The sequence below is a fragment of the Ruegeria sp. CDSC025 genome, assembly GCF_059610805.1.
On record NZ_JBXWOJ010000011.1, the window covers coordinates 35,547 to 60,928 of the forward strand.

Consider the following 25,382-nt stretch of genomic DNA (forward strand, 5'->3'; position numbering starts at 1 on the left):
TGTCCATTCCGGGACGTTTGACAGACCCTTTTGTCAGGCTGGTATGCAACCTGTTCACCTGACGCTGCATCCGCACACATGTCCCAAATGTCTTGCCAAAAAAGGCCGCCAACAGGGAGAGGGAATCAAAGGATTTGAAAGACATGAGATCGAACTCCGCCAATAGAATATGAACAAACATATTCAAACATCAGAACACTGTATGTGAACAAGATCACGCTCTGACGGCGAAATCGTCTAAACTCAATCAGGCAAAAGAAAAGACCCTGCACCGTTCGGGTACAGGGTCGAAATCTTTGGTGAAAAAGAACGCTTAGACCGCAGCTTGAGCCTTGGCGATTTCTTTTTTCACTTTCAGTGCGTTGGTGGACAGCTCGTCATCCTTGGCTTTGGCCAGGAACGCATCCAGACCACCACGGTGGTCAACTGAACGCAGGGCAGCGGCCGAGATACGCAGCTTGACGCCACGACCCAGGGTTTCCGACTGCAGGGTTACGTCGTTCAGGTTGGGCAGAAAACGACGACGAGTTCTGTTTTTGGCGTGGCTGACATTGTTGCCAGTCATCGGGCCTTTTCCGGTCAGTTCGCAACGGCGCGACATGGTTTCTTCCTTTGTATCTGCGGGCTGGGTACAGGACCCGTGGCCAAATCACAAGGGGCGCAACCCGAAGTCGCGCCCGAAAACTGGTTGGATGCGTTTAGTGGGAATCACAGGAAGGGTCAAGACGGGCCGTGCGAAATCTTTGCACCCATCTTAAACTCTATAAGACGTAGGCGCCATTGCGTTGCAGCAAGGGTTTGTTGTTCTTCAAATGCCGCTGGATCAGATGGGATTGTTGACGTCCACATGGAATGAACCGGGCCGGATTTTCACCATGGTTTTCGATCAGTTCCGGAAAGATTTCGAAAATTTCTTGCCGCGCCTCCGATCCGAGGGATTTCAGGGCCTCGACTCCGGTGAACAGGCTTTCGGTTGGGGCATCTTCGGCAAAGATGACATGATGGCGATCAAATAGCAGGTGAAAATACTCAACCGATTGCACGGCCTCATCGATATAGATTCCCGGCAGTGCGGTCAGTTTGATCGCCGGAATCAAAACTTCGGTGGTACCGAACATGCGTTCCGCGATTCTGGACTGCACCAGCATCCTGTGCTGGCGTGAGACCAGAAGATCGCGATGCGGCAACCCCTCGCCCAACGCACCTGCAAGGATTCGTACCGGCAAGAGCCGGGGATTTTCCAGCAAGGCGGCGCGGTCAAACTGTCGACGACCGATCCAGCGTATAGGCTGAGGGTCGCACCCCATGGTCGGGACCATGTCCCCGATCCGCAGCGCTTGGATTGCTTTCATGCCGTCCTTCGTCAGGATGTGCGTGTCACGGGTAAAACAAGGAACGCCACTTCCGTTCTCAAAGGCAGAATATGTGACCGTGATACCGGATGGTAGGGTGAATGTCCCGCTGGACAGGGTATAGCCTACGCCATCTACGACGTTAATGACGCCAAAATTGGTATCGGTGATGACGGTACCCACAGGCAAGTTCAACGTGTCGGTTCCGCCGCCACCCTGCAAATCGCCACTGACGCTGGTGCTGGTGAAATTCAGGGTATCGTTGCCGCTCCCCAGCCGGATGTTTCCAACACTCGAGCCACTGATATCGACAGTATCATCATCCGACCCGCTGGCAATCCTGCCACCAATGGTGCTGCTGGTGACGGTGATCGTGTCAGAGCCGGCATTGCCGATGACATTCCCGGTAATCGTGCTGTTATTGATGTCGACGTCATCGTCGCCACCCCGGCCGCGGATATTATCAATCGGAGTTCCAGCCGGTGAACCGTTCAGCGTCCCCGTGTCATTGTTAACGTCGATATCGTCGTTGCCGTTGGTCCCAGTAATATCGGGCATAGCTGACGGTTCCCGCATATCCGGCCTGGCGACAGATGCGCGGCCTTAACCTGAGTTTGCATCAAATTTGGGTCAACTTGCAACCTATGGGCGATAACCCACCGATCCGAAATCAGAAAGAGAATGAGATCAAAGGCTTGAATAAGCCCTTAGCCAGCGACTAAAGCAGACAACATATGTTCCGCCGCAACCGAAGGACTGAGCTGACCAGTGCTGACCTGCGAGCCCAGACGCTCCATTTCCGAGCGCGCTTGTGGAGTCGCCAGGCGTGCCAGAAGGGCAGACCGAACCTCTTGTTCGAACCAATATTGTGCTTGCGTGGCGCGGTTGACCTCCCAGTGGCCATTTTCACGGCGCCATTTGCTGAGGGACTGCATCTCCTCCCAGGCTTGAGCCAGCCCATGTTCCTCGACCGCTGAGACAGTCATCGCCTTGGGAAACCCTTCCGGGTCCTGGGGTCGTTTACGCAACAGACGCAGCGCCCCGGAATAGTCGGCGCAGGTGCGAGTGGCGGCAGATTTCAGGTCACCATCCGCCTTGTTGACCAAGATCATGTCGGCCATTTCCATGATACCGCGCTTGACGCCTTGCAGTTCGTCACCGCCCGCCGGGGCAAGCAACAGCATAAACAGATCCGACAACTCGGAGACAACCGTCTCGGATTGCCCGACACCAACCGTTTCGATCAAAACAACATCGAACCCTGCGGCCTCACATAAAGCGATGGCCTCACGTGTGCGGCGGGCAACACCGCCCAGGTGCGACTGGCTGGGTGATGGACGGATAAAGGCGTTTTTCTCGCGGCTCAGGCGTTCCATCCGGGTCTTGTCCCCCAGAATGGACCCGCCCGACCGAGTCGAGCTGGGATCAACCGCAAGAACCGCAACGCGCAGCCCCTGCCCTGTCAGCATCATGCCAAAGCTCTCGATGAACGTGGACTTGCCGACGCCGGGCGTCCCTGACAATCCGATCCGCAGGGCCTGGCGGCCCTCTTTGGTCAATCTGGTCAGCAGTTCCGTCGCCTGCGCACGATGATCGGCGCGACCGCTTTCCACCAGCGTGATGCCACGGGCCAGCGCGCGCCGGTCTCCGTTCAAAATCCTGTCACTCAGGCTGTCCAGTTCCATTTCGCCCCCAATCAGTTGCGGCAGTTCTAGTTGCCGTCCCAATGAGGGGTTTGTCCAGACCAGAGCGCACAAGAATTTACCTCTGGGATATACGCTTTCCGGGCATAAGAGACGGAACTGGACCTTGTCGTACCGTTGGCGGATAAAGCCCGCATGATACGCCTGCCCATCGACGACGCCATTCCTGACCTTCTTGCCGCCCTAAAGGCTTTGGGCCGCGCAGTGCTGCAGGCACCTCCGGGCGCGGGGAAAACAACACGAGTGCCGCTGGCGATACTCGAGGCGGGGCTATGCGATGGCAAGATCGTGATGCTGGAACCACGCCGCCTGGCGGCCCGGGCTGCTGCTGAGCGCATGGCCGATACGCTGGGACAGCGCGTGGGCGACACAGTTGGTTATCGCGTGCGAGGCGAGGCGAAGGTATCGAAATCGACCCGGATCGAGGTCGTCACCGAAGGTATCCTGACCCGGATGCTGCAAGTCAAACCCGATCTGCCCGGCATTAGTGCGGTGATTTTCGATGAATTCCATGAACGTTCCCTGAGCGCGGATCTCGGCCTGGCCTTGTGCCTTGAGGTCGCCGGGGCATTGCGGGACGATCTGATCCTGCTGGCAATGTCGGCAACGCTAGACGCTGAGCCTGTGGGACGGTTGATGGAGGCCCCCGTTGTTACGTCCCAAGGGCGCAGCTACCCGGTCGAAACACGTTGGCTGGACCGACCGCTAGGACATCAGGCGCGAAAGCTGGACGCATTGGTCGATCTTGTGGTTCAGGCCGAGCGCGAAACAGAAGGTGGGATGTTGGTGTTCCTGCCCGGAGAAGGCGAAATCCGCCGGGCAGAGGCCGCCTTGGCTGGCCGGTTATCCAGCAAAGCTACGGTGCGACCACTATTCGGCGCGATGCCTTTTGCTGCCCAGCGCCAAGCGATTGCACCGGTCGAAACCGGTCGCAAAGTGGTTTTGGCTACGTCCATTGCCGAAACCTCGTTGACCATTCCAGACATTCGCGTGGTCTTGGACATGGGACAGGCTCGGCGGGCGCGTTTCGATCCGGGTTCGGGTATGTCCAGACTAGTGACCGAGCGGGTGACGCGCGCCGAGGCAACGCAGCGCGCTGGCCGCGCTGGTCGTGTCGCCGAAGGCAAGTGCTATCGCTTATGGTCGAAGGGCGAAGAAGGCGCGCTGGCCGCCTATCCCCCGGCCGAGATCGAGGCAACCGACCTGACCGGCCTGGCGCTGGAACTGGCACTTTGGGGGGCGGACCCCGAAGAACTGTCTTTCCTGACCCCTCCACCCGAGGGCACGATGGCAGAGGCCCGCACGTTGCTGACAATGCTGGGCGCGCTGGATGGAAAGGGGCGGATCACCGACCACGGGCGGTCACTGGCTGCGTTACCTCTGCACCCGCGACTGGGGCATATGCTGGAACAGGCAGGCCCCGGCGCTGCGCCTTTGGCCGCCCTGATGGCCGAACGCGACCCTCTGCGCGGTGCGCCGGTGGATATGCTGCTCCGGCTCGAAGCCATACGGGATGTGCGCGCCTTTCAGTGTAACCGTGTCTGGCAGGTCAACATTGGTGCGTTGGAACGGATAAAGACCGAGGCCAAGCGACTGCGATCCAAAGGCACCCCATCCGACTTCAGCCCAGCGGCAACAGCCGCACTCGCCTATCCCGATCGCATTGGACAACGGCGCAAAGGGGATGAGCCGCGTTATGTGTTGTCAGGAGGGAAGGGTGTTGTGCTGGATGGCAGCGATACGCTGGCTGCCGCGCCTTACCTGGTTGTGACCGATACCGATGGCAACCCCCGCGAAGCAAAGGTGCGCATGGCCGCACAGATCTCGGAAAAGGAAATTCGTGACTTGTTCGAGGATCAGATCACCTGGATCGAGGTCTGCGACTGGTCAAAACGTGACCGCCGTGTCGTTGCGCGCAAACAAGAACGGCTCGGCGCAATCACGTTGAGTGATCGTGTTTGGAAAGAGGTTCCGGACGAAGCAGTTGCATTGGCGATGCTGGATGGCGTCCGTGATCTTGGCCTGCGTTTGAACGGGGCCGCTGCGCGATTGGCGGCACGGGTGGAACTGGTCCGGACCGAAGGCGCAGAGCTGCCTGATTTCTCGATCGAGGGGTTGACCGACACGCTGCAAGACTGGCTGTTGCCGATGCTTTCCGGCGTCCGCAATGCTGAAGACTGGAAACGTTTCGACCTTTTGCCAGCGTTGCGCGCCCGACTGGACTGGGCCCAGACGCAGGAACTGGACCGGCGCGCTCCAGGGTCGTTTGAAACTCCTCTGGGGCGAAAGGTGCCGATAGATTATGGCGGTGCAGTACCGGAAATCTCGGTGCGGCTGCAGGAACTGTTTGGCGTCACGCGCCATCCGGTCATTGGCGGTGAGGCCCTCAAGATCACGCTTCTTTCACCGGCCCAACGACCCATCCAGATCACGCGCGACCTGCCCGGTTTCTGGGCTGGATCATACGCGGATGTGCGCAAAGACATGCGCGCGCAATATCCCAGACACCCTTGGCCCGAAGATCCGACCAAGGCCGACCCCACCTTGCGCGCAAAACGTCGTAATTAGGCGGGCGTCTGGAATTTTCGTCGAAAATTCTTGGTGTGAAGATGCGGAAAGCATGGTGATTCCGGGCGTTCATTGAAGATTATCTGTTTCATTGCTATGTGGGCTGTTCAGGTAAAACCCGGGTTCGCGAACGACAAACATGACAAAATGGCTGCGAAATATTTGGGAAGAGGTCGCCCGGCCTCTGTTCCTGCGCCCCCATCGGGTGCAGTTTGGCGCCTTGTGCACCCGCGAAACGCAGGACGGGCTGCAGGTTCTTTTGATCACCAGCCGGGACACCGGACGCTGGATCATCCCCAAAGGTTGGCCGATTGATGGCCTGGATGGCGCCGAGGCTGCCCGGCAAGAGGCCTGGGAAGAAGCCGGCGTGCGCGCCCAATCCCTATCCAAAGACCCAGTTGGGCAATATACTTATGACAAGATCCTGAAAGACGGGGCCAGCCAGACTGTGGTGACCAATGTCTATCGGATCGAAGTGCAGGAACTGGCCGATATCTACCCCGAGGCCGAGGAAAGGACCCGCGAGTGGGTTTCGCCCGTGATAGCGGCCGGACGTGTTCAGGAACCAGAACTGCGCGCTTTGCTGCTGCAGCTGTGACACCTCCACAAAAAGTGATGACGCCACGGTTGCTCGTCTGAGCTAAACCGTATAGCCGCGGGTGTTCTTTTGGAAACCGCCCGCAATAGCCTGATGTCGAACCCAAGCTCCAAACCCCGTTGGCAATCGCTGGACAGCGATCTGGCGCGCATCTCGCGCGTTGAGTATGCCAATGCCCATGTGGCACGCCCCATGCTGGCGCCGGGTATCGCCTTCGCCTTTATTGCGCTGGCCGGGCTGACGGCCGCAGTGATTTTTGGGCGGGCTGATGGCGGGTTGATCGTTGTCGCAGCAGCGGGTTTTGGGGCCTATATGGCCATCAATATCGGCGCAAATGACGTTGCCAATAACATGGGCCCCGCTGTCGGGGCCAACGCGCTGACCATGACCGGCGCAATCGTCATCGCCGCCATCGCAGAAAGCGCGGGGGCCTTGCTGGCAGGTGGGGATGTCGTGTCGACGATTTCGAAAGGGATTATAGACCCGGCATCGGTTCACGACAGCACCGTCTTTATCTGGGCGATGATGGCGGCTCTGATATCTTCGGCCATGTGGGTCAACTTGGCCACCTGGGTCGGCGCGCCTGTTTCGACCACACATTCGGTGGTAGGGGGCGTCATGGGGGCGGGCATCGCAGCAGCTGGCCTAAGCGCGGTCAGTTGGACCACGATGAGCGCCATTGCCGCCAGTTGGATCATCTCTCCTGTGTTAGGTGGAACTATTGCCGCTGGCTTTCTGGCTTTGATCAATGCCAAAATTCAGTATCAAGACGACAAGATCGCCGCTGCTCGCCGTTGGGTGCCGATACTCGTTGCTGTCATGGCTGGTGCCTTTACCACCTATTTGGCCGTCAAAGGCCTGAACAAGCTGGTCAAAGTTGAGCTTGAAGTCGCTTTGCTGTTCGGTCTGGCCACCGGATTTCTGACATGGCTGGTGACAGTCCCTTGGGTGCATCGCAGATCAGAAGGACTAGAAAACAGAACGAAGTCTCTGAAAACGCTGTTTGGGCTACCACTTATTATTTCAGCAACATTTCTTAGCTTTGCCCACGGCGCCAATGACGTGGCAAATGCGGTTGGTCCGTTGGCGGCAATCGTGCATACGGCGCAGTTCGGGGATTTCGCTGCACAAGTCGCAATTCCAACCTGGGTGATGGTGATCGGAGCGCTGGGAATTTCCTTTGGGCTGTTCCTGTTTGGCCCAAAATTGATCAGGATGGTCGGCAGTCAGATCACCAAGCTCAACCCAATGCGCGCATTCTGTGTCGCCCTTTCTGCGGCGATCACTGTGATCCTGGCCAGTTGGCTGGGCCTGCCCGTCAGTTCCACCCATATCGCAGTGGGAGCGGTCTTCGGAGTGGGCTTCTATCGCGAATGGCATGCCGAGCGGCGCAGAAAGAACGCGAACCACCAACGACTGCCCGAGCGGCGCCAGGCACAGGAAGAGAAAAAACGCCGGAAACTCGTCCGTCGCTCGCATTTCATGACGATCGTGGCTGCCTGGATCATAACGGTCCCCGCTACCGCAGTGTTATCAGCCGCTATCTTCTGGGCACTGACGGCTTTTCTCTAGCCCATCAGATTCGGATTTGCTCGGGAGTAAGCGGGGATTTTGGGTTCTGTGCAATCTTTTCGCGAACCTGCGCGCAGATTGGGGTCGCAATGCCTTGCCGCTCGCCCAAACGGATGATCTCGCCTTGCAGACTGTCGATTTCCGTTGGGCGCCCTGCCAACAGGTCATAGGCCATAGAGGTGCGCGCCGAGGGGTCAATGGTCAACATCCGGGAGGCAACCCGCGAAAACAAGGGCGTCGGCAGGCGCAGGATATACGGTGTCATCCATGCGGGCAGCGGCGTCATTGACACAATCGGTTGACCGGCGGAGTGCAGCACGGTCAGAGCCTCGGACATCTGATCCGCCATCAGTTGGCGCCAGTTGCGGTCCAGCAACTGCTGTTTCAACGTCAATCCGGACAACGCATTCAGCGCGTTATTGAGATTGATCACCAGCTTGCCCCATTGGACGGCTTCGATCTGGTCACTCTCTGACACCGGTAGGTCGGGGCCAGTCAGTTTTGCGCCCAAATCGCCGAGGCCGGATTGGATAACGATTTCACCAGAAGTCGCGCGATGAAATCCGCCAGTATCTGTTGGTACGACGTTGAACGGCACCATACCGGCGCGGACATCGTGGTGCGGAAGCATCGTACGTAAGGTGCCTGCGTTTTCCAGCCCATTTTGCCAGGAGAGGATCACAGCGTCTGGAGCGTGTTTCCCGATATCCTTCGCCATCTCTTCCGTCGCGCCGGTCTTTACCGTGACAATGACTATTTCAGCATCACTCAGTTCCGCCGGATCTTCGGTCAGGGACAGGTTGGTCACATGACACCGCAGGCCTGAAAAATCTGTGACCATCAGCCCCTTATCCCGGATCGGGTCGAGGATTCGTGCCCGCCCCAACAGGGTGACATCGTGACCGGATCGGGCCAGCAAAGCCCCGCAGTAACATCCAATGCTGCCCGCCCCCGCGATTGCGATCCTCATGACGCCCCTCCCCTTCGGTCAAAGATTGCCGCGATCCGCCTGTCAGACAAGGCCAACTGACGCCAGGTCAGCGCGCGCGCCTCGGACGGGTGCGTTCAAGGTCTTCTGAAATCGGGATGAAGTCTTGATCGTCCCCCGGAGGCAGTTGAAAAGCCCCTTTGGCCCAGTCCGCCGTTTTCCATTCGCGGGTGGCTGCTTCTATCTTTTCCTTTGAGGACGACACGAAGTTCCACCAGATATAACGATCCTCGTTCAACGTCGCACCTCCAAGCAACATTAGCCGCGCACCTTGCGGCCCTGCCTGAACGGAAAGGCGATCCCTTGGCCGAAACACCATCATACGACCTTGGGTGAACTGATCCCCGGCGATCTCAACCGTTCCTTCCGTCACATAAACACCGCGGTCTTCTTGATCATCAGGCAAAGGAAAAGAGGCCCCAGGGGCAAGCTGCACGTCCAGATAGAAGGTTTCAGACAGTGTCGTGACCGGGCTGCTTTCACCATAAGCCGAGCCAAGGATAAGACGAGCGCTGACCCCAGAATCCTGAATATGGGGCAGCGCAGATTGTTTATGATGTTCGAAGTCCGGTGCAATATCTTCCTGTTCCTCTGGCAGCGCGATCCAGGTCTGAATGCCAAAAAGACTGTGTCTTTTGCTGCGCGTTTCCTTGCTGGTGCGTTCAGAATGGGTCACGCCACGTCCTGCAATCATCCAGTTGACCTCACCGGGATAGATCATCTGATGGGTGCCCAAGCTATCACGATGCTCAAATTCCCCTTTATACAGGTAGGTGACCGTGCCCAACCCGATATGAGGGTGTGGCCGAACGTCTATACCGCCTTCTGTGATGAATTCTGCAGGGCCGACCTGGTCAAAGAAAATGAACGGGCCAACAAGCTGTCGTTTGACCGAGGGTAGCGCGCGGCGCACCTCGAACCCACCCAGATCACGTGCACGAGGAATGATCAGTGCCTCTAAAAACGGGTTCTCAGTCAAACGATCGGGGTTGTGAGACGGGTTCCAGCTCATTCCAGTTTCTCCCTTTTTCGGCAGGCAACGGTTCGCCCCTGCAAGATGCAGGCCGCTGCACCTGAAAGAAACCTCAATAAATGCACAACTCCGGTGGATTTTTGTCCGTTATGACATATCATTAATGTTATTACATAACAATTCTAACAGGAGTTCCACCTGAGAAAAGAACCATCCAAACAGCTCGCTATCCGATCACCTGTTTGACGGGGAATGCAGGGCATTTTTGCTGCCCTGCAAAGGAATGTTGCTTGCGGCCAAAGAATGTGTCAGTCGCCGTGCTTCAGATAGACAAATTGCCAAACACAATCACGCCAGGCGTTTGGCATAAGACGCACGGTTCAGTTCGACCTCTTGCACCGTGATGCTGCCAACCTCGGGCATGGCAACAGTCAGAACATCCAAAACGGTAGCGTTCAGTTCAGCTCGCGTGGCCTCATCCCGGCCCTGCATCAATAAAAGCGTCGCATGGACAAAGGTCTGCGGTTCGGTCCCGATCCGAAAATAGGTGACCGGATTGGCACGGATCTTAAGGGCCGGTGCATCAAACTCAGCATGTTCAGAAAGCACCGCAAACAACTTCTCGCAGACCGCATGGAAATCATGTTTCTCTTCAAGGCCCTGAGAGAATTCGAGGACTAAATGGGGCATTGTGCACTCCGGAAATCATGAGAGAGCACGCGGCTCTCTCTTGCCATTTTCATGTGTTCAGACACCCAGACACCAACGCATAACGGCCTTCTGGGCGTGCAGTCGGTTTTCGGCCTCGTCAAAAATGACCGAGTTCGGCCCATCCATGACATCGGATGTCGCTTCTTCTTCGCGGTGCGCAGGAAGGCAATGCATGAACAGCGCATCGGGTTTGGCATGGGCCATCAATTCGGCGTTTACCTGATAAGGACGCAGCAGGTTATGGCGCCGTTCTTTCGCGGATTGAGAGTCGTGCATCGAAACCCAGGTATCGGCGACAACTAGATCGGCCCCATCTACAGCCTTGTAGGGGTCCCGTTCTACAACAATCTTGGACCCTTTTTGACGGGCAAAACCCATGAAATCCTCTTCGGGGTCGAATTGCGCCGGGCCCGTAAAAGTCAGATCAAACCCGAACTGGCCCGCCGCGTGAAGGAACGAGGCACACACATTGTTACCATCGCCAGTCCAAACGACTTTCTTCCCAGCGATCGGGCCTCGGTGCTCTTCGAACGTCAGAACATCGGCCATGATTTGGCAAGGATGGGTGCGATCGGTCAGGCCGTTGATCACCGGCACGTCCGAGTATTCCGCCATTTCGGTTAGGATGGTTTCGTCAAATGTCCGGATCATGATCATATCGACATAGCGCGACAGCACGCGGGCGGTGTCAGCGATGGTTTCGCCGTGGCCCAACTGCATGTCCTTGCCCGAAAGGACCATCGTCTGACCACCCATCTGGCGCACGCCCACATCAAAGGACACGCGCGTCCGGGTTGACGGTTTTTCAAAGATCAGGGCGACCATGCGGTCTTTGAGTGCCAATTCGTCATCCGGTGCCGCCTTTGGCTGCCCCAGACGCGCCTGCTTCATGGCAGCAGCCTGGTCGATCATGCCCCGCAAAGCGGCGGCATTGGTTTTGTGAATGTCGAGGAAGTGCTTCATGTCGTTTCGCTTTTCTAATCGGGTGGGCTCAGGCAGACGCCAGATTGCTATCGACCTGCGCGGCCGTTTTCTCCAGACGAATAACCGCCTGTGCAATGTCGTCCTCTGTCAGGGTCAAAGGCGGCAATAGGCGGATCACATTGTCAGCGGCGGGAACGGTGATGAGGCCGTTATCATATCCCGCATTCACCACGTCCAAGTTGGTCGCCTTGCATTTCAGACCCAGCATGAGCCCTGCGCCGCGCACCTCTTCGAACACGTCCGGATGATTTGCAATCAATCCTTCGAGCTTCTGGCGCAACATGCCCGCCTTGCGATTGACCCCGTCCAGAAAGGCGGGGGTTGCAACCTGGTCGATCACCGCGCAGCCCACCGCGCAACCGAGAGGGTTTCCGCCATAGGTCGACCCGTGCGTACCTGCCGTCATGCCGCTGGCCGCGTCTTCGGTGGCCAGCACCGCACCCAGAGGGAACCCTCCACCGATGCCCTTGGCGACCATCATGATGTCAGGCGTGATGCCCGCCCATTCATGGGCAAAAAGTTTACCGGTACGCCCAACGCCGCATTGGACCTCGTCGAGGATCAGCAACAGGCCGTTGTCGTCGCAGATCTGACGCAGCGCTTTGAGTTCGGCATCAGGGACGGGGCGAATACCGCCCTCGCCCTGAATGGGTTCGATCAAGATCGCCGCGGTCTTGTCCGAGATCGCATTGGTGACGCCGTCAAGATCACCAAATGTCAGGTGTACAAAGCCGGGCAGCAGCGGGCCAAAGCCTTTGGTCATCTTCTCGGACCCCGCAGCGGCGATACCTGCCGAAGACCGACCGTGAAACGAACCGTCAAAGGTGATGATGTCGACCCGTTCGGGCTGATCTTTATCGTAGAAATATTTGCGTGCCATTTTCACAGCCAGCTCGCAAGCTTCCGTGCCTGAATTGGTAAAGAACACCGTGTCAGCAAAGGTATGTTCAACCAGCTTATCAGCCAGCTGCTGCTGCTGAGGGATGTTATAAAGGTTCGACACATGCCACAGCGCGTGGGCCTGTTCCGTCAGCGCGTTCACCAGCGCCGGATGCGCATGGCCCAGTGCATTCACAGCAATCCCCGCACCCATATCCAGAAAACGTCGGCCATCCGCCTCGGTCAGCCAAGCGCCTTCGCCCTTCACAAAGGTCAGGGGCGCACGATTATAGGTCGGCAGAACGGACGGGATCATCGGATCATCCTTTTCGATATGTTGAGCCCCGTGAGTGATACACGAGGGCCATGTTCGTCAACTGATTTGGTGGGAGATGCGCCGATTTGGGCAGCGCAAAAGGATCAAACGGGCCGGTTACGCGGCAAAGCGTCGGCGTCGAAGTCGCAGGATATCAGCGTGTTTGATCATGGATGCCGTATAGCGCCGAAGATTTGCGATGAAAAGGGCTTTGTTGCTGTAACGCTGCAACCCCCGTATCAGCCTTCGCTCCAGCGGTCTAATCGACCCATACCGCGCGTAAAAGCCCAGGCCAGAATGCGGGGCATGCCCTTGTTCACCAGCGCATCCAGACAATGGGACTGAAATTCCTCGAACGAGGCATCGGGATGTCGAAACGCACCGTCAGCGTAACAGAGTGAACAATACCGTGTGCTGCGGGTTCCGTCCGCTTCGCTGCCTCCCCCTTCGGTATCCTTGCTAAGAGGCATGCCGCAGCTTTGACATTTGGATCCCATCATCTTTCCCCTTGCAGGCTTTGACCACGGGCCATAAGATCAAAACCATAGAGTATAGTCAATGGTTTTACAGATGCGTATCGGAGAACTGTCCCGCCGAAGCGGGCTGCCCCGCGACACATTGCGGTTTTACGAACGGCACGGATTGATTGCCTCGCGCCCCGGGCCAGAAGCGACAAACAGCTATCGCGACTATCCGGATGACACGCTGATCACGCTGGAACAGATCGGCGATGCACAGGCGGCGGGGATCAGTATCGCGCAACTTGCAACCCTGCTGGGGCAACTTGGTGCGGCTGATCCCGAAAGCTTTGACGGCGTAGCATTTCTTCAGGAACGGATCGAAGAGGTTGAGGCGCGGATCGAGCGCGCAAATCGTTTTCTGGACAGCTTGCGACAGGCCAAACAGGCTCTTGCTACACCGTCGGGACAGCCCTGACCGTTTTACCTCTTGCCTTTCGTCCACCCGTACATCACCGCTTACGCATGTTCGTTCCCAAAGCGCATAACCCGCCCCTTGCGGCACTGTTGATTTTTGTCGCCAGTGCATTCCTTGCGGCAACCACCCTGCTGGCCAAAGCTTTGGGGACAGATACGCTAGGTGCTCCTTTGCATCCAATGCAGATCAGCCACGGGCGGTTTCTATTCGCCTTCCTGGTCATCGTTTCGGCAGTGGGCATCATGCGCCCTAAACTGCGGCGGCCCCATTGGGGGCTGCATATCGGTAGGACAAGCTTTGGCTGGCTGGGAATCACGCTGATGTTTGCATCGGTCGCGTTCATACCGATGGCGGATGCGACGGCGATTTCGTTCTTGAACCCGGTCTTTGCGATGGTTCTGGCCATTCCCTTGCTGAAAGAAGGCGTCGGTCCCTGGCGCTGGCTGGCGGCGGCGGTGGCCCTGATCGGGGCAATGGTTCTGCTGCGCCCGACACCTGCGAGCTTCCAACCTGCGGCGTTACTGGCGCTGGCGGCGGCGGTCGTCATCGGGATGGAGCTGATCTTTATCAAAAAGCTGTCAGGGCGAGAGAGCCCGATCCAAATTCTATTGGTGAACAACGCGATGGGCCTGACCATCGCATCAGTCGCGGTGAGTTTCGTGTTTCAGATGCCCAACCCAGCGCAATGGGCAGCCCTTGCGGGGATCGGCGCATTGATGGCTTGCGCACAGGCCTGTTTCGTTAACGGCATGGCGCGGGCAGATGCGTCTTTCGTAGCGCCGATAAGCTATGCGACACTGCTGTTCGCTGCGCTATATGATTTTGCGATATTCGATGTGGTCCCCGACGCGGTCAGCCTAATTGGATCTGCCATCATCTTGGCCGGAGGGCTGATTCTTGTGTGGCGCGAGGCGCGGCACCGTCAGGCCTTGAGCCGATAGCCCGTTCGCAGCATCTGCCAGGTCAGTGCACCGACCACCAGTGTTGCAGCCGTGCAGATCAACATCCCAAGGTAGGGCGAGCTGTCCGAAACCCCAATCATACCATAGCGCAGCCCGTCGATCAGATAGAAAACCGGGTTGGCGTGGCTTAGCCGGTACAAAACCGGCGGCAATGCCTCGACCGAGTAAAAGGTTCCAGAAAGAAACGCCAAAGGCGTGACGATGAAGTTGGTAATCGCAGCCATCTGGTCGAACTTATTGGCGAATATCCCGGCAAAAAGGCCCAGCGCGCCCATAAAGGCCCCTCCCAGCACTACAAAGATCATGGCGATCAGTGGGTTCTGCGGGACAATACCCAGCACCAGCGCCAGCGCGGTTGCTACGACAACAGCGATCAGAAAGCCACGGGCAATGCCGCCCGCAAGGTATCCCAGCAGAATCTCTAACGGCGAAAGCGGCGGCATAAGGGTATCGACGATGTTGCCCTGTACTTTCGAGATCACCATCGAGGACGAAGTATTGGCAAACGCATTCTGGATCACCGTCATCATCATGATGCCCGGCGCCAGAAAGATAAAAAATGGCACGCCCATCACATCAGACCGGCTGGGCCCGATAGCGATGTTGAAGATCAGCAGAAACAGCCCCGCAGTCACCAGCGGTGCCAAAAGTGTCTGCGTCCACACCGCCATAAACCGCAAAGTTTCCCGCCGGGCCAGCGTATAGAGACCCATCCAGTTCACCGCACCAAAGCGGCGTGCCTCCTGATCCATGAGATTCTGCATGATCTGCCCTCTACCTGATTCGAAGACCGCTTGTAACTCGGACCGCAGTGTTTAAAATAGGGGGCTGAGACGAATTCCCAAGGCGGCCCGAATCCGGGGCCGCTTTCCGCTTTTGAAAGGCAAATGATGTCCTGGACTGACGAGCGTGTAGAGCTGCTTAAAAAGATGTGGGGCGAGGGCCAGTCGGCCAGCCAGATCGCCAAGGAACTGGGCGGTGTGACCCGCAATGCGGTTATCGGCAAAGTCCACCGGCTGGGCCTGTCGAATCGCGCAACCGGCGCGACCCCCGCCAAGGCTGAGCCAAAGGAAAAACCAGCGCCCGCGCCCAAGGCCGAGGCCAAGCCCAAACCCACGCCCAAGACGGAACCGGCACGTCCAGCCGCAGCGCCGGCAGCCGAGGCCAAGCCCGCTGTTCCGGCCCGCCGTCAGATCATCCCGGCTGGTCAACCGCTGCCGCCGCAACCTTCAGCGAACGAGATCAGCCCCGAGGCGCTGGCCAAGGTCAACGAGGTTGAGAAGAAAGCCAAAAAGCTGACGCTGATGGAACTGACCGAGAAGACCTGCAAATGGCCCGTCGGCGACCCCGCGACCGAGGATTTCTGGTTTTGCGGTCTGCCCGTTGAGGCAGGCAAACCTTATTGCGAAGCGCATGTGGGTGTGGCGTTCCAGCCTATGAGCTCACGTCGCGACCGGCGGCGGTAAGGCTTTGACGACGGCAGGCACCTAGCAACAGAACGCGGTGCCCGCAGCAGGCCGGAATGTAGGCAATACACCTGTTTTGGCTCTGCGTCATCTAAGAGCGATCACACTGGAATCGAAGAAGAGTTGTAATCTGCCAAAAGCGGCCGCCGGTTCCGTGCATGCCGAGCGATCAATCGCTTTTGCCGCCCCCCCTCTGGGATTTTGTAGCTGGTCTTTTGCATCGGGGTTTCGACAAGATCGGGGAACAGCGTAAAAAGCTCTTCCATGGCTGCTGCCGGTAGAGATTTCAGTGCTTCATCGCCAAGCAAAAGGCTCTCGGTCGGGGCGCCATCTGCATAAATTACCTCATGTTCAGAAAACACCAGGTGGAAATAAGTAACTTCTGTAATTCTGTCGTCGACGTATATCCCCGGAAGCTCGACCAACTTTATAGCTGAGACCAGAACCTCGGGGCACTCAAACATGCGCTTAACGATCGCCGAGGATATCAGCATCCGGTGCTGACGGGACACGAGCAGGTCGCGTCTGGGCAGGCCCTGCCCTAGCGCGCCAGCGCAAATGCGTACTGGGTAAAGCTTGGGATTGCGGCGCAAATCCCGCACACTGACATGTCGCCGAATGATTTGTGACAAAGGCTGCGTGCAGCCATGATCCGTCAAGACACGATCACCTTGCTTCAAACTCTCGATCAAAACTGGGCCCTGATCGGTCGCAATCAACGTTCCTGCCGTCAGGCACGGTATGGTGCCCGGTGTCGGAGTGGTGTTCACCGTATAGGTTCCACCATCGTCGGTGGAAATAAGTGAATCTCCCGCCCCGGCCTCGCCGATAACCGTCGAGCTCATCCCATTGGCGGGGCCAGCTGTCGCCGTTATCGGGCCGGGGCTGGGGGGATCGCTGAAAGAGCTGAACTGATAAACCGTTGACCCGTCGGATAAAGAGATACCATTGGTTTTACCGAGCCCGGTAAAGGTGGCGGAACTGGCTGAGTCAATTACATAGACGTCCCGGCCTGCGACTGTCGTCGGGGTGATCCCATCAAGCGTGTTAGTGCTGCGGATAGATCCGTCAGAGTTGTAGATCGTAACAACAAGCCCAGAAACATCCGCACCCGCGTCAACAGCGACCTCGATAAAGTCCTGTGGTGGACCTCCTAGGTACTTGAGTTCGGAAAAATATGGGTCTGCCATATGTCAATTCGCCTTTGTGTTCGGCGTGAGTATGATGATCCGATACTTGTTTCAATATATGAGTATTAGGGTCTCACTAACCAGTAAATGTTCCCAGTGATTTTTGTTCGCAGCTGGAACCGAATTACTGCGCTGGATGCGATGGCAAATCCAGCATTGGCACCCAACCGGGCAGTTCGTTTGGCGAAACCGAGACATGCAACCGCTCGGATCGGTCGCGGCCTACTTTGCGGTGCTTGCGCAGTAGGAAAATCTTACCCCAACCGCGCCATGTTCCGACCGAACGCGCATGAGGGTCGATCACAAAGCGGTCTCTCCATCCCTCCGGCAATGGCAGGCCGTGCAGCTCTGCCTTATCCAGCATCCAAACCAGCGAGATGTTGCTAAGAGGGCGGGCTTCTTCAAACCCGTTCAACTGGCCACCCACATCGCCATGGGTGCCTCGGAACCAGACTTGCTCGATATGGCCTTTAAAATCGGGAGTACATTTCCACAGGACCGGCTCGAATACCTCGCGCGTTTCATCCAGCGCCATCGCGTGGTAGCCGTGGCGCGTAGCGGGACCAAGCTGATGGTTGTGGAAGGCGTGGCGATCCTCGGCCCAACGCCAAAGCAGCGGTAGACGCAAGCCCAGCGCTTTTACTGTATCCCACACGCCGATCATTTCGATTGCAACATCTTCATGGCAGAACTGCCGGCGAAACGCAGCGGCAGCGCTACCATTGGCATTGCATTCATAGTGGCGGTAGGCCTGTTTGATATTCCTAACGGTCGCGTGCTCGGCCTTGAGCAGGCCAATCATGTCGATAACACCCGCAAGGCTGCGCACACCGTAGGCCCCACGTGAGTAGCCGATGAAATAGATACGGTCGCCGGGCTTATACCGCGAGGCCAGATATCCATAGGCCCGGCGTATCTGGCGATTGATCCCCCGCCCCATCATCACATCCAACGAGGACTTCCAGCTTTCCCATTGCACACCGGCCTCATAGAAGACGGATACCTTGCTTCCCATCTCGCAGCACAGCCGCAGCGCCTGCCCCGCATGAGTTTCATATCCGGGCTCAAGCGTCGACATGGTGCCGTCTAGAATGATGACATGGCTGACAGGTTCACGATGGCGCGTTTCGGCCGAATGCTCGGATCGCAGCGGCCGTCCAAGCCACCCCAGTACCTTTCTACTCAGCCGCGACAGTTGCATCGTTCAGCAGTTCCCATACTTTGTGCGGCGTAAAAGGCATATCGGCCTGCCGCACCCCGTGATCCCAGAGCGCATCCTGAACCGCATTTGCCACTGCAGCCAGCGCGCCCACGGTGCCGGCCTCTCCGCATCCTTTCATTCCCAACGGGTTAGAGGTTGACGGTACCGGCGCCGAGGTGAACTTAATCATGGGTATCTCGGCTGCGCGGGGCAAGGCGTAATCCATCAACGATGCCGTGAGCAGTTGCCCCTGCGCATCATGGACAACATGTTCGGACAGCGCCTGACCGATGCCTTGTGCGACACCGCCATGAACTTGCCCCTCGGCCAGCATCGGATTGATAAGATTACCGAAATCATCGACCACAGTATAGCGGTCTACCCATGTTTCGCCGGTACAAGGGTCAATCACGATTTCGGCAACATGTGCCCCGTTGGGATAGCTACGGTCGTCCAGTGTGATGCTTGCCTGATGCTGCAACAAATCAACGCGCCCGTCGGCACGGGCCATATCCGCGGCCTCGGTCAAAGTGGGCGTCAGGTTTGATCCCGGCGCGCGGAAGGTTTCAAAATCAAAGCGCACGTCGCTTTCCTCCACCCCCATCTTATCTGCGAGATAGGGCGTGAATGCGGCAACCATGACGTCGATCGTGGAAAGCGTCGCTGTACTTTGCACCGTAACTGATCGCGATCCCCCGGTTCCCCCACCATTCGGAAGCTGGTCGCTGTCACCTTGAACTACGGTGATGCAATCCAGGGGAACCCCGGTTTGGTCAGACAGGAACTGAGCATAGACCGTTTCGTGCCCCTGCCCGTTGGATTGGGTTCCCACAAAAAGTTTCAAGGTGCCATCCTCAACGAACTCTATCTTTGCGTTCTCGGAAGGGTCGCCCAAAATGCTTTCGATATAGTAACAAATCCCCTGCCCCCTGAACAAACCGCGTTCGGCATCGGCGCTCTTGCGGGCAGCAAAGCCGCCGGACTGTCTTTGGCTTTGGGACAGAACCATGTCGAAATCACCGACATCATATGTTTCGCCGGTCGCGGTCTTGTAAGGAAATGCCTCAGGCCGGATGAAATTCTTGCGCCTCAACTCCCAGGGATCTACGCCCAGTTCTCGGGCCGCGCGGTCGATAGCGCGTTCAAGGACATATATGGCCTCGGGTCGCCCTGCGCCGCGATAGGCGTCAACCTGCGTTGTATTGGTAAAGAACCCCTCGACCCGCAGATAGGTGGTTTGTACATCATAGGCGCCCATCAACACTTTGCTGAAGAGATTGGTTTGTATCGCCTGGCCGAAATGGCTGTTATAGGCCCCAAGATTTACCTTGCTGTGCACCCGATAGGCGGTGATCCGGTGATCGCTGTCAAATGCCAGCTCGGCCAGCGAAGACAGGTCGCGGCCATGGTGATCGGACAACATTGCCTCGGAACGGTCAGACATCCAGTGAACAGGCTGGCCCAGTTTCATCGCAGCTACGGCCACACAGAAATATTCGGGATAGGGCATGACCTTCATGCCGAACCCGCCACCGACATCCGGGGTCGTGACGCGGATATCCTCGGGGCTGAGTCGCAACTTTTGCGCCAGCTGACCACGCATGGCCCAAACCCCCTGCCCGCCATAGGAAAAGTGCAACCGCCCATCAACCCAATGCGCCTGACAGCCCCGCGGTTCAATCGACGTGATGATCACTCGATTGTCTTCCACATTCAGTGCAACGGTATGAGCCGCCTGCTGAAACGCAGCAATAGTTGCCGCCTCATCGCCCAGCGCCCAGTCGAATGCCCGATTATCCGGAGTTTCCGCGTGCAGCGTTTCTCCGCCCGCACACACGTCCAGTTTTACGGGCAAGTCTGAGGTTTCGACCCAGATCAGCTCGGCCGCATCGCGGGCCTGTAAGGCGGTGTCGGCAATGACTACAGCGACGGGTTCTCCGACAAACCGTATGCGATCCGCGGCCAGCATATGCCGGTCCGGCGCAGCGGCTTTCGAACCGTCTCGGTTATTCAGGATGGCCGCATTCATACACGTGTCGATCCCGGCGGCCTTCAGGTCGTCCAGCGTCATGATCAGCCGCACCCCTTCGGCCGCGCGCGCGTCATCCAGATCCAGCGCCCCAATCACCCCATGCGCCACCTGGGATCGCACGAATACCGCTTGCAAAGCCCCGTGCGGTAGGACATCGTCCATATAATGCCCCTGCCCGGTCAGAAACCGCTGGTCCTCGGTCCGTTTGACGGGCTGGCTTTTGCCAAACTTTTCCACCGCGCGCTCCTGTCTCTGCCTCTAGGCGACATTAGGCTGCGATGCATCATAGTCCATAGCCCCGGCGCTTGGCCCTTTCCCTTTTGCTATCCTTTCGATATTGCAAGCGCTAACCCGAATTTGTTGACGCAGGACGCATCCAATGGCGATGGAAAAGACATTCAACGCGGCCGAGGCCGAGGCCCGCATTTACGAGGCCTGGGAACAGGCCGGAGCCTTCAAGGCGGGCGCGAACAGATCGCGCGATGAAAGCTTTACCATCATGATCCCGCCACCCAACGTGACGGGGGCGCTGCATGTGGGACACGCGTTCAATAACACGCTGCAGGATATCCTGACCCGCTGGCACCGGATGCGCGGCTTCGACACGCTTTGGCAACCCGGTCAGGACCACGCGGGCATCGCCACGCAGATGCAGGTTGAAAAGATGCTGGCGGCGCAGGGCAACGAAGGGCGGCGTGAACTCGGGCGCGAGAAGTTCCTTGAGAAAGTCTGGGAATGGAAGGGTGAATACGGCGGCACGATCATTGAACAGCTCAAGCGTCTTGGCGCCAGCTGCGATTGGTCCCGCAACGCGTTTACCATGGCAGGTGCACCGGGTGACCCGCGCACAGGGCATGAGAATTCTGCAAATTTCCACGATGCCGTCATCAAGGTCTTCGTAGAAATGTACGAAAAGGGCCTGATCTATCGCGGCAAGCGTCTGGTCAACTGGGACCCGCATTTTGAGACCGCAATCTCGGATCTTGAGGTCGAGAATATCGAGGTCGCGGGCCATATGTGGCACTTCAAGTACCCGCTGGCGGGTGGTGAGACCTATACGTATGTCGAAAAGGATGAGGACGGGAATATCGTGCTTGAGGAACAGCGCGACTATATCTCAATCGCCACGACACGGCCCGAAACAATGCTGGGCGACGGCGCGGTTGCGGTTCATCCGTCAGATGAGCGCTACGCGCCAATCATAGGAAAACTATGTGAAATTCCTGTTGGACCGAAAGAGCATCGTCGGCAGATTCCGATCATTACTGATGACTATCCCGATCCCGATTTCGGCTCGGGCGCGGTGAAGATCACCGGCGCGCATGATTTCAACGACAACATGGTCGCCAAGCGTGGCGGTATTCCGATGTACCGTCTGATGGACACGCGTGGCGCATTGCGAGCCGATGGCGCGCCCTATGCCGAAGAGGCCGGCAAGGCGCAGGAATACGCGCGCGGCAAGGAGTTCACCGAGAATGAGATCGACGCAATCAACCTGATCCCCGATCACCTGCGCGGGCTTGACCGGTTCGAGGCGCGCGCCAAGGTGGTCGAAGAGATCACCAACGACGGTCTGGCCGTCATGACCCGTGCCGACAACCCGGTTCTGGGCACAAAGCTGGGTGAGGACGACGACCCGGCTGCACTCGTCCCGCTGGTCGAGAGCAAACCGATCATGCAACCCTTTGGCGACCGCTCGAAGGTCGTGATCGAACCGATGTTCACCGACCAGTGGTTCGTGGATGCCGAAAAAGTCGTCGGCCCCGCGCTGGACGCGGTCAAGGACGGCACGGTCAAGATCATCCCCGAGTCGGGCGAGAAGACCTATTACCACTGGCTGGAAAACATCGAGCCCTGGTGTATCTCGCGCCAGTTGTGGTGGGGGCATCAGATTCCGGTTTGGTATGGCCTCGACCTGTCGGCCGAAAACTTCAAAGATGACGAGAACGACGGCAACCTTGATCTGGTCGAATTGGGTCGTTTGCTGAACGAAGGCGGTATGTTGCACCGTGGCAATGTCATGGAATGCGCGTCGAGTCTGGAGGCAGTGACTGAAAAATTCCTGGACGATAATGCAAACATTCCCAGCCCGCTAAGCCACGCAACTGTAATCGAAGTTGCCGATAAGCAAGAAGCGATCCATCAATTCGCCGAAAGTCTTGCTCAGTATGCAGTTGAACAAGACCCGACGAAGCTGGTTTATCCGGTTTGGCGTGACCCCGACGTTCTCGACACCTGGTTCTCCTCCGGCCTCTGGCCCATCGGCACGCTGGGCTGGCCCGAGCAGACCGAGGAGCTGGAACGCTACTTCCCCACGGACGTTCTGATCACCGGCTTTGACATCCTGTTCTTCTGGGTCGCCCGGATGATGATGATGCAACTGGCGGTGGTCGATCAGATCCCGTTCCACACCGTCTACCTGCACCAGCTCGTCCGCGACGAGAAGGGCAAGAAGATGTCCAAGACCACCGGCAACGTCATCGACCCGTTGGAGATCGTGGACGAGTTCGGCGCCGACGCGCTGCGCTTTACCAATGCCTCGATGGCGGCGATTGGTGGCGTGTTGAAACTGTCTCGCGAACGCATCACCGGCTATCGCAACTTTGGTACAAAACTTTGGAACGCTGTTCGCTTTGCCGAGATGAACGAGGTCTTCACCGACGCCGTACCGCAACTAGACGTCGCTGATCTGAAACCCAAGGCCGCCGTAAACCGTTGGATCATAGGCGAAACTGCCCGCGTACGGGCCGAGGTCGACGCCGCACTGGAAAGCTATCGTTTCAACGATGCGGCCAACGGGCTTTACGCCTTTGTCTGGGGTAAGGTCTGCGACTGGTACGTTGAACTCTCCAAACCGCTGCTACAGGGTGACGATGCCGAAGCACAGGCCGAGACCCGCGCTACCATGCGCTGGGTTCTGGACCAGTGCATGGTCTTGCTGCACCCAATCATGCCCTTCGTTACCGAGGAACTGTGGGGCCTGACAGGCACGCGCGCCAAGATGGTCGTGCACGCCGACTGGCCGACTTACGGCACCGAACTGGTCGACCCAGAGGCGGACCGCGAAATGAACTGGGTGATCTCGGTGATCGAGAACACGCGCTCAGCTCGTGCGCAGATGCGGGTTCCGGCGGGCCTTTATGTACCGATGCTGGTGACAGAGATTGACGCGCATGGCCAAGCTGCATGGGACCGTAACGAGGCGCTGATCAAGCGGCTGGCGCGGATCGACAGCCTGACCAAAGTGGATGCATTTCCCAAGGGAACGATCTCGATTGCCGCGCCGGGTGCGACGTTCGGTTTGCCGCTGGCAGATATCATCGATATCGGCGCCGAAAAGGAACGACTGGAAAAGGCCAAGGGCAAACTTGCCAAGGAATTGGGTGGTTTGCGCGGTCGTCTGAACAATCCGAAATTTGTGGCCTCGGCCCCGGAAGAGGTTGTCGCCGAAGCCAAAGCCAACCTCGCCGCCCGTGAAGAGGAAGAGGTGAAACTGAACGAGGCGCTGGCACGTCTGGCCGAAATCGCCTGATCTTCGTCTGCTCCAAACCGTTCAAGATACCAGACCCCGCCACGCCCGCGTTGGCGGGGTTTTCGTTCCCCGGTCCGGATTTCGCCCTGTTCACCTCCGCTTACGATTGCTAGCAAGTGCAGGTTGATAACGCTGAGGGCAGGATGACACGCGCATTTCCACCAATGCAGACCATCTCAACCGGATTGGTTGTGGCCATCGTCGGCTTTTTCAGCTCATTCCCCATTGTATTGCAGGGGCTGGATGCGATGGGTGCGTCACCGGAGGAGGCCGCATCGGGCCTGATGACCGCCGCCATCGCCATGGGGCTGGCCGCCATCGCGCTGAGCTTGCGCTACAAGTTGCCGATCAGTGTCGCCTGGTCCACGCCGGGTGTCGCGCTGTTGGCTGTATCCGCCACACCTGTCGAGGGATTCTCAGGAGCTATCGGTGCGTTCCTGTGCGCTGGCGCTTTGACGGTTGTGGCTGGGTTGTGGAAGCCGCTGGGAAGGTTGGCAGCTGCAATCCCGACCACGTTAGCGCAGGCAATGCTTGCCGGGGTTCTGATGCCTCTATGTATCCTCCCGTTCAAGGCGGCCGTCGAGATTCCGTGGCAGGCGCTACCCGTAATCCTGACATGGTTCATCGCGGGGCGGTTCAACCGGCTGTTTGCGGTTCCCGCGGCAGTGATCGCAGCAGCCATTATAGTCATCCTGAACGCCGGAGATACAACGATCATGCCCGAGCGTCTGATTGCGGCACCGATCTGGGCCATGCCTACATTCTCGCTGGCCTCGGCCATAGGGATCGGAATGCCGCTGTTCATCGTCACCATGGCGACACAGAACATCCCCGGCATCGCGGTGATGCGCAGCTTTGGCTTTACGCCCGTGCCGGGCAAACTGTTCTCGGCCGTCGGAGGGGCCAGCCTGTTGTCCGCCCCGTTCGGAGCCCCCGCCACCTGCCTTGCCGCCATCACCGCCGCGATGTGCTCAAATCAGGACAGTCATCCCGATCCTGCGCTGCGCTATTGGTCGGCCATCATGGGTGGCGTATTCTATTGCCTGTTTGGTGTTTTTGCCGTGGCCATCACCGGATTTGCCGCCCATGCCGATCCGTTGCTGATGGGGACGCTGGCCGGGGTCGCACTGATCGGTGTGCTGGCAAATGCGATCCACGCTGCGCTGGAGGTTGTGGCCGAGCGTGAGGCGGCGATCCTGACTTTTGCTATCACTGCGTCCGGTATCACAGTCTTCGGGCTGGGGGCCGCGGTCTGGGGTTTGCTGGCTGGTGGCATTGCCTATCTGGTGACTAACTGGCTGCGATAGCCGCTTTGCCTTGAGGCCACAGCCAAAGTAAAACCGGCCAAAATTTGGATCATTGGGAACTCTGGTGGTACGCCGGATCAAGAAAGCACAGACCTAGGTCCAACCCAGAGAA

21 protein-coding genes are annotated in these 25,382 nt (G+C 58.0%); 8 read left to right on the top strand and 13 right to left on the bottom strand.

What is annotated here, in order from left to right:
• Positions 1–313 precede the first annotated feature (313 nt).
• From rpmB to meaB, 3 genes are all read right to left on the bottom strand, one after another.
• Complete coding sequence (gene rpmB / locus AC2FH8_RS15250) at positions 314–601, bottom strand: 50S ribosomal protein L28 (RefSeq protein WP_142638086.1); 288 nt, start codon at positions 599–601, stop codon at positions 314–316.
• A gap of 160 nt (positions 602–761) precedes the next feature.
• Positions 762–1,910 (bottom strand): Hint domain-containing protein, encoded by a 1,149-nt coding sequence (locus tag AC2FH8_RS15255; protein ID WP_496690146.1) that lies wholly within the window; start codon positions 1,908–1,910, stop codon positions 762–764.
• 149 nt (positions 1,911–2,059) lie between these two features.
• The gene (meaB, locus tag AC2FH8_RS15260) at positions 2,060–3,037 is read right to left on the bottom strand and encodes a methylmalonyl Co-A mutase-associated GTPase MeaB (protein ID WP_142638208.1); all 978 of its coding nucleotides are present in this window, start codon (positions 3,035–3,037) and stop codon (positions 2,060–2,062) included.
• Between the two features lie 153 nt (positions 3,038–3,190).
• Between meaB and hrpB the strand changes: the two genes are divergently transcribed.
• From hrpB to AC2FH8_RS15275, 3 genes are all read left to right on the top strand, one after another.
• Positions 3,191–5,623 (top strand): ATP-dependent helicase HrpB, encoded by a 2,433-nt coding sequence (gene hrpB / locus AC2FH8_RS15265; protein WP_496690147.1) that lies wholly within the window; start codon positions 3,191–3,193, stop codon positions 5,621–5,623.
• 139 nt (positions 5,624–5,762) lie between these two features.
• Entirely contained in the window at positions 5,763–6,221 is a 459-nt protein-coding gene (locus tag AC2FH8_RS15270; RefSeq protein ID WP_282027762.1) for an NUDIX hydrolase, read from the top strand.
• A 93-nt stretch (positions 6,222–6,314) separates the two neighbouring features.
• Positions 6,315–7,793 (top strand): inorganic phosphate transporter, encoded by a 1,479-nt coding sequence (locus tag AC2FH8_RS15275; RefSeq protein ID WP_496690148.1) that lies wholly within the window; start codon positions 6,315–6,317, stop codon positions 7,791–7,793.
• A gap of 4 nt (positions 7,794–7,797) precedes the next feature.
• Here AC2FH8_RS15275 and AC2FH8_RS15280 read toward each other — a convergent pair whose 3' ends face one another.
• The 6 genes from AC2FH8_RS15280 to AC2FH8_RS15305 form a co-directional block, all read right to left on the bottom strand.
• A complete protein-coding gene (locus tag AC2FH8_RS15280; RefSeq protein WP_496690149.1) occupies positions 7,798–8,763 on the bottom strand; it encodes a 2-dehydropantoate 2-reductase in 966 nt (321 codons plus the stop codon).
• Positions 8,764–8,830: 67 nt separating this feature from the next.
• On the bottom strand, positions 8,831–9,793 hold the full coding sequence (locus tag AC2FH8_RS15285) for a pirin family protein (RefSeq protein WP_496690150.1): 963 nt from the start codon (positions 9,791–9,793) through the stop codon (positions 8,831–8,833).
• A gap of 309 nt (positions 9,794–10,102) precedes the next feature.
• Positions 10,103–10,444: a 5-carboxymethyl-2-hydroxymuconate Delta-isomerase gene (locus AC2FH8_RS15290; RefSeq protein ID WP_142638071.1), complete on the bottom strand. Its 342-nt coding sequence runs from the start codon at positions 10,442–10,444 to the stop codon at positions 10,103–10,105.
• A gap of 57 nt (positions 10,445–10,501) precedes the next feature.
• Positions 10,502–11,428 carry an ornithine carbamoyltransferase gene (gene argF / locus AC2FH8_RS15295; protein WP_271950442.1) on the bottom strand — a complete coding sequence of 309 codons (927 nt, stop codon included), beginning with the start codon at positions 11,426–11,428 and terminating at the stop codon, positions 10,502–10,504.
• A gap of 28 nt (positions 11,429–11,456) precedes the next feature.
• Positions 11,457–12,644, bottom strand: a complete 1,188-nt coding sequence (locus AC2FH8_RS15300) for an aspartate aminotransferase family protein (protein WP_496690151.1) — start codon at positions 12,642–12,644, stop codon at positions 11,457–11,459.
• A 239-nt stretch (positions 12,645–12,883) separates the two neighbouring features.
• Positions 12,884–13,141: a zinc ribbon domain-containing protein gene (locus AC2FH8_RS15305; protein ID WP_142638066.1), complete on the bottom strand. Its 258-nt coding sequence runs from the start codon at positions 13,139–13,141 to the stop codon at positions 12,884–12,886.
• 61 nt (positions 13,142–13,202) lie between these two features.
• On the opposite strand from AC2FH8_RS15305, the gene AC2FH8_RS15310 reads away from it, so the two are divergent.
• Together AC2FH8_RS15310 and AC2FH8_RS15315 are read left to right on the top strand one after the other, a co-directional pair.
• Positions 13,203–13,580 (top strand): MerR family transcriptional regulator, encoded by a 378-nt coding sequence (locus AC2FH8_RS15310; RefSeq protein WP_496690152.1) that lies wholly within the window; start codon positions 13,203–13,205, stop codon positions 13,578–13,580.
• 47 nt (positions 13,581–13,627) lie between these two features.
• Positions 13,628–14,521 carry a DMT family transporter gene (locus AC2FH8_RS15315; protein ID WP_496690153.1) on the top strand — a complete coding sequence of 298 codons (894 nt, stop codon included), beginning with the start codon at positions 13,628–13,630 and terminating at the stop codon, positions 14,519–14,521.
• Here AC2FH8_RS15315 and AC2FH8_RS15320 read toward each other — a convergent pair.
• Positions 14,503–15,306 (bottom strand): ABC transporter permease, encoded by an 804-nt coding sequence (locus tag AC2FH8_RS15320; protein WP_496690154.1) that lies wholly within the window; start codon positions 15,304–15,306, stop codon positions 14,503–14,505. The two genes, AC2FH8_RS15315 and AC2FH8_RS15320, sit on opposite strands and share 19 nt — an antisense overlap.
• 126 nt (positions 15,307–15,432) lie before the next feature.
• On the opposite strand from AC2FH8_RS15320, the gene AC2FH8_RS15325 reads away from it, so the two are divergent.
• A complete protein-coding gene (locus AC2FH8_RS15325; RefSeq protein WP_142638060.1) occupies positions 15,433–16,008 on the top strand; it encodes a GcrA family cell cycle regulator in 576 nt (191 codons plus the stop codon).
• Between the two features lie 101 nt (positions 16,009–16,109).
• Here the strand turns inward: AC2FH8_RS15325 and AC2FH8_RS15330 are convergent, their stop codons facing one another.
• From AC2FH8_RS15330 to AC2FH8_RS15340, 3 genes are all read right to left on the bottom strand, one after another.
• Positions 16,110–17,198, bottom strand: a complete 1,089-nt coding sequence (locus tag AC2FH8_RS15330) for a Hint domain-containing protein (RefSeq protein WP_496690155.1) — start codon at positions 17,196–17,198, stop codon at positions 16,110–16,112.
• A gap of 124 nt (positions 17,199–17,322) precedes the next feature.
• Complete coding sequence (locus tag AC2FH8_RS15335) at positions 17,323–18,399, bottom strand: T6SS phospholipase effector Tle1-like catalytic domain-containing protein (RefSeq protein WP_142638056.1); 1,077 nt, start codon at positions 18,397–18,399, stop codon at positions 17,323–17,325.
• Positions 18,377–20,668 carry a xanthine dehydrogenase family protein molybdopterin-binding subunit gene (locus tag AC2FH8_RS15340; protein WP_496690156.1) on the bottom strand — a complete coding sequence of 764 codons (2,292 nt, stop codon included), beginning with the start codon at positions 20,666–20,668 and terminating at the stop codon, positions 18,377–18,379. The genes AC2FH8_RS15335 and AC2FH8_RS15340 overlap by 23 nt, the downstream gene beginning before the upstream one ends.
• A 142-nt stretch (positions 20,669–20,810) precedes the next feature.
• Here AC2FH8_RS15340 and AC2FH8_RS15345 point away from each other — a divergent pair, with 142 nt between their 5' ends.
• Together AC2FH8_RS15345 and AC2FH8_RS15350 are read left to right on the top strand one after the other, a co-directional pair.
• Positions 20,811–23,963 (top strand): valine--tRNA ligase, encoded by a 3,153-nt coding sequence (locus tag AC2FH8_RS15345; protein WP_281995776.1) that lies wholly within the window; start codon positions 20,811–20,813, stop codon positions 23,961–23,963.
• Positions 23,964–24,106: 143 nt separating this feature from the next.
• Positions 24,107–25,270, top strand: a complete 1,164-nt coding sequence (locus tag AC2FH8_RS15350; RefSeq protein WP_246097247.1) for a benzoate/H(+) symporter BenE family transporter — start codon at positions 24,107–24,109, stop codon at positions 25,268–25,270.
• Positions 25,271–25,382 lie beyond the last annotated feature (112 nt).